Origin of the sequence: Pseudomonas sp., from assembly GCF_037994325.1 — a bacterium.
Lineage (GTDB): Bacteria > Pseudomonadota > Gammaproteobacteria > Pseudomonadales > Pseudomonadaceae > Aquipseudomonas.
This window is the reverse complement of the sequence record NZ_JBBNAH010000018.1, coordinates 1-8,770: the sequence shown is the minus strand read 5'-3', so window position 1 is coordinate 8,770 and position 8,770 is coordinate 1. Positions and strand designations below refer to the sequence as shown.

General features: G+C 62.2%; 7 protein-coding genes. 1 reads left to right on the top strand and 6 read right to left on the bottom strand.

Features of this window, described 5'->3' with window-relative positions:
• A partial coding sequence (locus AAAB16_RS00615) for an alpha amylase C-terminal domain-containing protein (protein ID WP_340661585.1) occupies positions 1 to 584 on the top strand: 584 nt, incomplete at its 5' end.
• Between the two features lie 608 nt (positions 585 to 1,192).
• Here the strand turns inward: AAAB16_RS00615 and AAAB16_RS00610 are convergent.
• Genes AAAB16_RS00610 through AAAB16_RS00585 form a run of 6 tightly spaced genes read right to left on the bottom strand, consistent with a single transcriptional unit; the run spans position 1,193 to position 8,106 of the window.
• Positions 1,193 to 2,839: a BatD family protein gene (locus AAAB16_RS00610; protein WP_340661584.1), complete on the bottom strand. Its 1,647-nt coding sequence runs from the start codon at positions 2,837 to 2,839 to the stop codon at positions 1,193 to 1,195.
• 13 nt (positions 2,840 to 2,852) lie between these two features.
• Positions 2,853 to 4,667 (bottom strand): VWA domain-containing protein, encoded by a 1,815-nt coding sequence (locus AAAB16_RS00605; RefSeq protein WP_340661583.1) that lies wholly within the window; start codon positions 4,665 to 4,667, stop codon positions 2,853 to 2,855.
• Positions 4,664 to 5,713 (bottom strand): VWA domain-containing protein, encoded by a 1,050-nt coding sequence (locus AAAB16_RS00600; RefSeq protein ID WP_340661582.1) that lies wholly within the window; start codon positions 5,711 to 5,713, stop codon positions 4,664 to 4,666. The genes AAAB16_RS00605 and AAAB16_RS00600 overlap by 4 nt, the downstream gene beginning before the upstream one ends.
• Positions 5,706 to 6,200, bottom strand: a complete 495-nt coding sequence (locus tag AAAB16_RS00595; RefSeq protein ID WP_340661581.1) for a DUF4381 domain-containing protein — start codon at positions 6,198 to 6,200, stop codon at positions 5,706 to 5,708. Before AAAB16_RS00595 ends, AAAB16_RS00600 begins: the two co-directional genes overlap by 8 nt.
• Positions 6,197 to 7,141 carry a DUF58 domain-containing protein gene (locus tag AAAB16_RS00590; protein WP_340661580.1) on the bottom strand — a complete coding sequence of 315 codons (945 nt, stop codon included), beginning with the start codon at positions 7,139 to 7,141 and terminating at the stop codon, positions 6,197 to 6,199. The genes AAAB16_RS00595 and AAAB16_RS00590 overlap by 4 nt, the downstream gene beginning before the upstream one ends.
• Before the next feature lie 5 nt (positions 7,142 to 7,146).
• Complete coding sequence (locus tag AAAB16_RS00585) at positions 7,147 to 8,106, bottom strand: MoxR family ATPase (protein WP_340661579.1); 960 nt, start codon at positions 8,104 to 8,106, stop codon at positions 7,147 to 7,149.
• Positions 8,107 to 8,770: the final 664 nt, after the last annotated feature.

The following is an 8,770-nucleotide window of genomic DNA, read 5'->3' as shown; positions in this document are numbered from 1 at the left end:
ACGGCAAACGCTCGCTGCTCGACAAAATGCCCGGCGACCGCTGGCAAAAATTCGCCAACCTGCGCCTGTACCTGAGCTTTATGTGGAGCCACCCCGGCAAGAAACTGCTGTTTATGGGCTGCGAATTCGGCCAATGGCGCGAATGGAGCCACGACCACGAACTGGACTGGTACCTGCTGCGCTACGGCGAACACCAAGGCGCGCAAAACCTGGTGAAAACCCTCAACCACCTGTACCGCGAACACCCGGCCCTGCACCAACGCGACGGCCGCGCCGAAGGCTTCCAATGGCTAATCGGCGACGACGCCACCAACAGCGTCTACGCCTGGCTGCGCCATGGCGACGACGGCGCGCCGCTGCTGGTCGTCCACAACTTCACCCCCGTACCCCGCGAAGGCTACCGCGTCGGCGTGCCCCAAGCAGGGGAGTGGCAGGTGCTGCTCAACAGCGATGCTGAGCATTACGCCGGCTCGAACGCCGGGAGTCATGGTGCCGTGCATACGCAAGGGGAAGAGAGCCACGGGCAAGTGCAATCGTTACTGCTGAACCTGCCGCCGCTGGGAACGTTGATCCTTAAACCCTGAGCGAAAGCTGGTAGGGCAACGCCAACGCGTCAGCCTCAGCCCTCACCCCCGGCCCCTCTCCCGCAAGCGGGCGAGGGGTGACGTACGGCCAAAGCCGCACTCCGATCAGCTCCCTCTCCCGCTTGCGGGAGAGGGCTAGGGGCGGCCTGCTAGGCGAGGGGCCGTTGATCTGTTTGTGATCTTGATCTGGCTTGTGATCTACCCGCCCCATTAACTGCAAGGCCGAGTGGAGTCGTTGCGCAGGGAGAGGAGCGGCAGGAGCCGCGAAAGGCGTGGGGCCATGGATGGCCCTGCACGCCGACCCCCGGAGCAACGATGGAGGGAGGGGACCAGAAGCGCAGCGTAGGGCCAAGGTAGGGGCAAGCCTTTTGCCTACTTTTCGGTGACTGGAAAAGTGGGTCGCGCGTAAGGCGCGAAACCAAACGCTCAGCCAATGCGCTAACGAAGAAAACCACCGACCTCAAAGCAAAAAGCTGGTGCGCACAGCACACGCTACAAAGCACCGCCTGGCACAATGAATACCCAGCCATATCCAAAAACCTGGATCCCCGCCTACGCGGGGATGACGAACAATCGGCAGCAGTACCCAGCGCACTAGCGGTACCCAGTTACCGCGGATAAAGCGGCGGCAACGGACTGGCCTCCTGCGCATCAGCCGGCGCCTCAGCAGCCGGCAACGCCCGAATCGCCTTCCACAACTCCTCACCCTGCCAATACTGCCCACTCTCGCTATACAACGCGCCATTCAACCCATCCAAACTCTCCGACAACGGCACAAACCGCGCCGCCATATCGGCCAGCGTTTCCGGCTGCTGCCGCGCCCACGCATCCAACGCCTGCCGGGTCGCCTGCGAGTCATTGGCCAGACACGCGCGCTTCAAGTCATCCAGCAAACTACGCGGGCTCGGCCCCGCCTGCGCCGTGCGCGAAACCGCTGGCTGCCGCCGCGCATACCACCACAAGCCAAAGCCGAGCAGGGTGGTTAACGCCAGAACCAGCGTGGCTAGCTGCCACGGCCACAACGGTGGACCTTCAATCATCGGTTCGGCTGCATCGGTGCTGACCGGTGCTTCAACATCCATGGCCGGGTTATTCGCCACCATCAGGGTGCGCGCCGGCACGCTGGTACGTTCCAGGTGGTCGTCTTTGGTGTTCCACCACACCAGCTCCACGGCCGGCAGTTCAATACGCCCGCTGCGGTTGGGTACCAGGGCTTCACGTTCTTCACGGCTGCCGATCAGGCCGCGTTCGTTGGTGCTGTTGCTCAGTTGCGGCTGGTCCGGGTAACGGCGCAGGCCGGTGACCGAGGTGGCGGGTAAGGGCGGCAGTTGCGCGCTGGAAAGACCATCGACCTTTAAGGTCAGGCTACGGGTCAGCGAGTCACCGACCTGGGCTTTATCCGGTTCCGGGCTCCAGGCTTCGCTCAGCACCACAGCACGGGCCGGCAACCACGGCGCGTCGGCTGGGTACTCGGCCGGCTTGGCTTTGACCTGCAGCGGTATGACCGGCGATTTCACCCGCATCAAGCGCCCAGGGCGGGGGCCAAACGGTTGGTAGGCGTTGTTGCTGTTGTTCTGGTTGCGGTCGGCCACGGTGGCGCTGAATACCAGCGACGGAATTTCCATCTCGCCGCTTTGCTGCGGGTAGATGGCGTAGCGCAGCTCGATCACGCCATGGCGCACGCCGTTGATTTCTTTCTCGTAGGTGCGTGGGTCGCCCAACGACTCGATACGCGCATTGCCGATTTGCAGCGGGGTCAGGGCGCTGTCGTCGTACAGCGACACGGAGTGGTAAATGCGCAAGGTCAGAATCACCTGGGCCTGCACGTACACGCTTTCCTGGTCGAGGCTGGCGTCGATAAACACCGGCGCCACCGACTCGCTGTCGCTGTTTTCTTCGGTCTTGATCACTTGCAGGGTGATCGGCTCGCTTTTGTTCTCGCCCAGGCTCAGGGACGGAATCACCACGGTGCCAACGTCTTTGGGTTGCAGGGTGATAATCCAGCGTGTGGTTGCGCGGGCGGAGCCGTCGATGGTGGTCAGGCGGTTGATTTGCCGGGTGCCGAGCACGTCGAAGGCGGCGTCCAGCGGTGCCAGGTCGGGCTTGCCAAACAAGGTGGCGTCGTCGGACTCCAGCGACAGCTCCAGGGTTTCGCCTTCGCTCAGGCGGCTGCGGTCCACCGAGGCGGTGAAGTTTGCCGCGCTGGCCACCTGGGCCAGCACGCAGAGCAGGAATGCGCAAAACAGACGGGTCATCAACGGCATATTCCTAAGGTTTCTGTTCTTGGCGTTGTTGCTGTTCATACCAAAATTTGCGTCGCAGCAATTCGCCCGGGTCGTCGGGGATCTGCCGCAGCCACTGTTCCATGGCTTGGCGCTGTTCGGCGCCGATATGTTGCTGCTGGCCGTCGTCGGCCTGGGGTTTGCCCGCGTCTTGGCGTTCGGCTTTTTCGCCTTTGCCATCGCGTTGGCCGCCCTCTTGGTCGCTTTTGTTGTCGGCCTTGGGGTCTTGCTTAGCACCTTGCTGCGCGTTGTTTTGCTCAGGGGGCTGCTGGTCTTGCGGTTTGTCCTGTTCACCCGGTTTGTTTGGCGCCGAGGGTTGCTGCTGGTTTTTCTCGGCGTCGCTGCCCTGGTTTTGCTGTTGTTTTTGCTGGTCTTTGCCTTGCTGCTTTTGTTGTTTTTTCTGCTGTTGATCTTTTTGTTGCTGCTCTTTTTCCTTTTGCTGCTGTTGGCGCAGCAGCTCTTCGACCAGGGCTTTATTTTTTAGCGCTTGCGGCAGCTCCGGTTGCCGCTCCAGGGCTTGGTCATACGCATCTAGCGCTGCCTCCAGTTCGCCGCTGCGGGCCAGGGCGTTGCCGCGGTTGTAGTGGTCGGCGGCGCTATTGCCGGTGGCAAAGCGGGCGGCTGCGCCAGCGTAGTCGCCGGCCTGGTACAGCGCTTGGCCTTGCCATTTCGGGTCGCTAAAGGTGTCGGCCGCTTCGGCGGCTTTGTGCTGTTGCAGCAGGCGTTCGCCTTGCTGGTCGGCACGCAGCCAGAGGTCGGTGAACTCAAACGCGTAGCTATCGCGCGGGCCGCCCATCAGCAGCAGCGGCAGGCAAAACAGCCAGCCACGCCGTCCGGCGCACGCGGCCAGTAGCAGCAGGGGCAAGAGTAGCCAATAACCTTGGTCGGCCCAGGTTTCCAGTTGCGTGGGTTCGCTGTCGCGCAGGCTTTCGCTGTCTGCCAGCAGGCCGAGGTCGCGCAGGTCGCTTTCATCTAGGCGCGAGCGCAGGTAGTTGCCGCCCAGTTCATTGGCAAAACGGCGCAGGCCGGCGCTGTCTAGGCGGGGCAAGAGAATGCTGCCCTGAGCGTCTTTTAAAAAACCGCCGCCTTCTTGCGCGATAGGCGCACCTTGCGCCGAGCCAATGCCGAGTATTTGCAGGCGGCTGCCGTTTTTTCCCAGCGCCTGACGAATGCCTTGGCGTTCTTGGTCATCCAGCGCCGAGGTAATCAGCAATAACCGGCCATTGCCTTGCGCGCCTTGCTCCAGCAGGGCCATGGCTTTGCTCACGGCCAGGTCGGCGCGGCGCCCAGCCTCGGGCATGATCGCCGGCTTTAGTGATTCCAATAGATTGCGCGTGGTGCCCAGATCGTCCGAAAGCGGCACCAGGGTATGGGCGCTGCCGGCATACAGGACGATGCCGGTTTGCGCGTCGTGGCGCGCTTCCAGCAGGTCGAGCACTTTATGTTTGGCGTGTTCCAGGCGGTTGGGCTGCACATCGCCAGCGAGCATCGAGGGGGTCATATCGAGCATGATCACCAGCGGATCGGCACGTTTTTGCGTGCTTTGTTCCACGTGCTGCCAACTCGGCCCAAGCAGGGCCAGCAGGCACAGCAGCCAAGACAAACCGAGGGCAATCCACGGCAAACGGCTGACGCGGCGGTTACCGCCACTGAGCAAGGTTTTATGAAAGGCTGCCGGCAGCAACATTTGCCAGCGCCCGGCGCGGCGCTGACGGTGCCAGAGTTGCCAGAGCAACCACAGCAACAGCGGCAGCAACACCAGCCAGAACGGCCGTAGCCAATGGGGCCAGAGCGCAATCATTGGCGCTTCCTCATGCGCGGGCGCCATTTCGGTCGGTGCGGCAGGGCTTGTTGCAGGCGGCTTTGCAGCAGGTGGGGCCAAAGCGAATTCACCACCAGCAGCAAGCTCAGCAGCAGCGCGCCGGCCAGCGGCCAAACGTACAACTCAAGGGCAGGGCGGGCGATGGTCGGTTGCTGGGCTACCGGTTCGAGCTTGTCCAGGCTGGCTTCGATCAGGGTCAGTTCATCGCTGTCGCGGGCGCGGAAGTATTGGCCACCGGTCATATCGGCGATTTTTTGCAGGGTTGCTTCGTCGAGGTCGAGGCCGGGGTTAAGGCCAAGCATGCCAAAGGCACCGCGCTCAGGGTCGGCGCCAATGCCGATGGTGTAGACCTTGACCTTTTCTTCGGCGGCCAGACGTGCGGCGGTAATGGGGTCGATCTGCCCCCCGTTGCTGGCGCCGTCGGTGACCAATACCAGCACGCGGCTATTGGCCGGACGCTGGCGCAGGCGTTTTACCGCCAGGCCAAGGGCATCGCCAATCGTGGTGTTTTTGCCGGCGATACCAATCAAGGCTTCATCCAGCCAGATGCGCACGGTGTGGCGGTCAAAGGTCAACGGTGCTTGCAGATAGGCTTGGCTGCCAAACAGGATCAGGCCCACGCGGTCGCCTTTGCGTCCTTCAACAAAGTCGCCTAGCAGGTTTTTCACCAAGGTCAGGCGGCTGACGTCGTTGCCATTCCACTGCATATCGCGGTAATCCATCGAGCCGGACACATCCACCGCCAGCAGCAAATCGCGGCCGCTGGCCGATACCGGCAACGGCTCGCCGACCCAGGCCGGCCGCGCCGCCGCGCCAAGCAGCAACAGCCAGAGCAGGGCAAACGGTGCCTGTTGGCGCCAAGCCGGCAAGTTGGCGCGGGCGCGGCGCCCAGCCAAACCTTCCAGCTCGGAGAGAAAACTCACCTTCAGCGCCGCCTCGCCGCTATCGGCAGCAGGCAGCACCAAACGCAGCAACCACGGCAACGGCAGCAAGACAAAAAGCCAGGGCCAGGTGAACTCAAACATGTTTGCGAATCCAGGTGTCGACGGCTTGGTTCAGGCCTTCAATGGCCTTGTCGTCGAGTTTGCATTCGGGGCGGTAGGCGCCTTCCACCAGAATCATCCAGCGCGTCAGGCCAGCAGCCGGGCAACGATTGTCCAGGTAGGCCAGCCAGGCGCGGCCACTCATGGTGTGGCTTTGGCTATTGGGGTAATGGCTGCGGCACAGGCGTTTCAGCAGGGCGTTCAACTGCTGTAACCAAGGGCCAGCAGACACACCGTCATAGGGCTTTTTCAGCTTGCCCAACTCTTGCAGGGCGGCCAGGCGCAGTGGGTCGAGCGGCACATCGGTGCGGGTTTTTTTATTGCGTTGCGGCAGGCGCTTACGCAGGCGCCACAGGCCCCAAAGCAGCAGCGGCAACAGCGCCGCCAGCAACCACCAGCCAGGCGCAGGCGGCCACCAGGAAATGGGCGGCGGGGCAATCAAGGGTTGCAGTTGGTCGAGGGGATTCATTGCTTCTTCCTCGGCCGCTGCGCCTGCAAATGATCGCGCAGCTGTTCAATCGGGTCGTTCATCGTGCTTAGCGGAAATAACGGTACGCCGAGTTTCTGCGCCAATAACTGCCAGCGCGCCTGGCGGGCTTCGCCGAGGGCGTGGTAGGTCTGGCGCAGGTCGCTGTTGTGGGTGTCCAGCTCAAGCTGCGCGCCGCGCTCGGTAAATTGCAGCAGGCCGGCGGCGGGCAGGGCGTGGTCGAGTGGGTCGGAGACGGGCAACAACAACAAATCGGTGTGGCGCGCCAGCAGGGTCAGTTGCTGCTCCGCGCTGTCGTTGAGCGCACGCTCATCACACAACACCACCGCCAAGCTGCCAGGGCGCAGCACTTCGCGGGCACGGCGCAAGGCCAGGCCAAAGGTGTCGCGGCCAGCGGGAATATCGCTATTCAGGTTTTGGTTGGCGCGCACCAGACGGTTAAGCAACTGCAACAGACTCATCTTGCTGCGCCGCGGTTTGATTTCGTGGTGCTCGTTGTCGCCAAACACCAGGCCGCCGACGCGGTCGTTATGGCTCAGCGCGGCCCAGCCAATCAGCGCCGCTACTTGCGCGGCCAGTACCGATTTGAATGCCAGGCCGGAGCCGAAAAACAGGCGTTGGCTCTGTTCCACCAAGATAAAAATCGGCCGTTCACGCTCTTCATGGAACAGCTTGGTGTGCGGCTCTTGGGTGCGCGCGGTCACGCGCCAATCGATGGTGCGCACGTCGTCGCCTGGTTGGTACACCCGCACCTGATCGAAATCGACGCCGCGCCCGCGCAGCTTGGAATGGTGCAGGCCGACCAGAGGGCTGCGCCGCGCCGGCGTGGAAAACAGCTGCACCTCGCGAATGCGGTGGCGCATCTCGATCAACTCGGCAAGGCTGACGCGAATGCCTGGTTCGCTGGCGGCAATCGGTTGCATGGCGATCAGGCCACGGCAACCACATCAAGGATGCGTTGCAGCACCCGATCCTGGTCGATGCCGGCGGCTTCTGCCTCAAACGACAGGATGATGCGGTGACGCAGCACGTCGAACAGCACCGCCTGAATATCTTCTGGCGACACAAAGTCGCGGCCGGCCAACCAGGCATGGGCGCGGGCGCAGCGGTCCAGGGAAATGGAACCGCGCGGGCTGGCGCCATAGGAAATCCACTCGGCCAACTCCGGATCAAACTTGCCCGGGGTGCGTGTGGCCATCACCAACTGCACCAGGTATTCCTCCACCGCATCGGCCATATATAAGCCGAGCACTTCTTTGCGTGCGGCAAAAATCGCCTGCTGGCTGAGCTTGTGTTCCGGCTTGGTTTCACCATTCAACGCTTCGCCACGGGCCTGCTGAAGAATTTTGCGTTCTACCGAAGCGTCAGGGAAACCGATCTTTACGTACATCAAAAAGCGATCGAGCTGAGCCTCGGGCAGCGGGTACGTGCCTTCCTGCTCAATCGGGTTTTGCGTGGCCATTACCAAGAACAGCGGCGACAAATCATAGGTACTGCGCCCCACACTGACCTGGCGCTCGGCCATGGCCTCAAGCAACGCCGACTGCACCTTGGCCGGGGCGCGGTTGATCTCGTCCGCCAGCACCAAGTTGTGAAAGATCGGCCCCTGCTGAAACACAAAGCTGCCGGTTTCCGGGCGATAGATTTCCGTACCAGTGATATCGGCGGGCAGCAAATCGGGGGTGAACTGAATACGATGGAACTCAGCCTCAACGCCCTCAGCCAACTCCTTAATGGCCTTGGTCTTAGCCAGACCCGGCGCGCCCTCAACCAACATATGGCCATCGGCGAGGAGGGCGATCAGCAGCCGCTCAATAAGTTTTTCCTGGCCCAGAATCTGCGTGGAGAGAAATTGACGCAGGGCGACTAGCGCTTCGCGGTGTTCCATCGTGAGGGTGTTCCTGGCGGATTGACGAGGTGCAACGGCATGGCGCAACCGAGCGAAGAAAGCCGGGGTTGCGAATGGCGTGACACTTTAATGCATAACCACAAGCGGCGGCTATCGTGGCCAGGGGAATGGGTAGCGAGCCACGTTTCGACGAGATATTTCGCAGGGCTAGGGTTTGTTTGTTGTAGACGCGGGGCGGCATCCGAGTGCTCGTTTCTACAGGAGATAGCCGATCCGCTTTTGATCTTGATCTGGCTGTTGATCCACCCGCCCCATTAGCGCAGGCCGAGTGCAGTCGTTGCGCAGGGGGTTAAGCGGCAGGAGCCGCGCAAGGCGTGGGGCCAGGGATGGCCCTGCACGCCGACCCCCGGAGCGACGACGGAGCGAGGGAAGTCGTAGCGCAGCGGAGACCCAAGGTTGGGGCAAGCCTTTTTGGTTTCTTTTTTGGCGACTGAAAAAAGAAACTCGCGCGTAAGGCGCGAAACCAAGCGTTCAGCACACGCGGTAATTGAGAACACCACCAACCTCGAAGCAAAACATCAAAGCTGGTGCGCACAGCACACCCTACACCCCCCATCCCCCGCAACGCCCACCTAGAGCCCTGCGATGCTTGACCGAATATGTCGCGCTAGCGCAATCCAGCAGTCACACCCTGTCGTTAAGC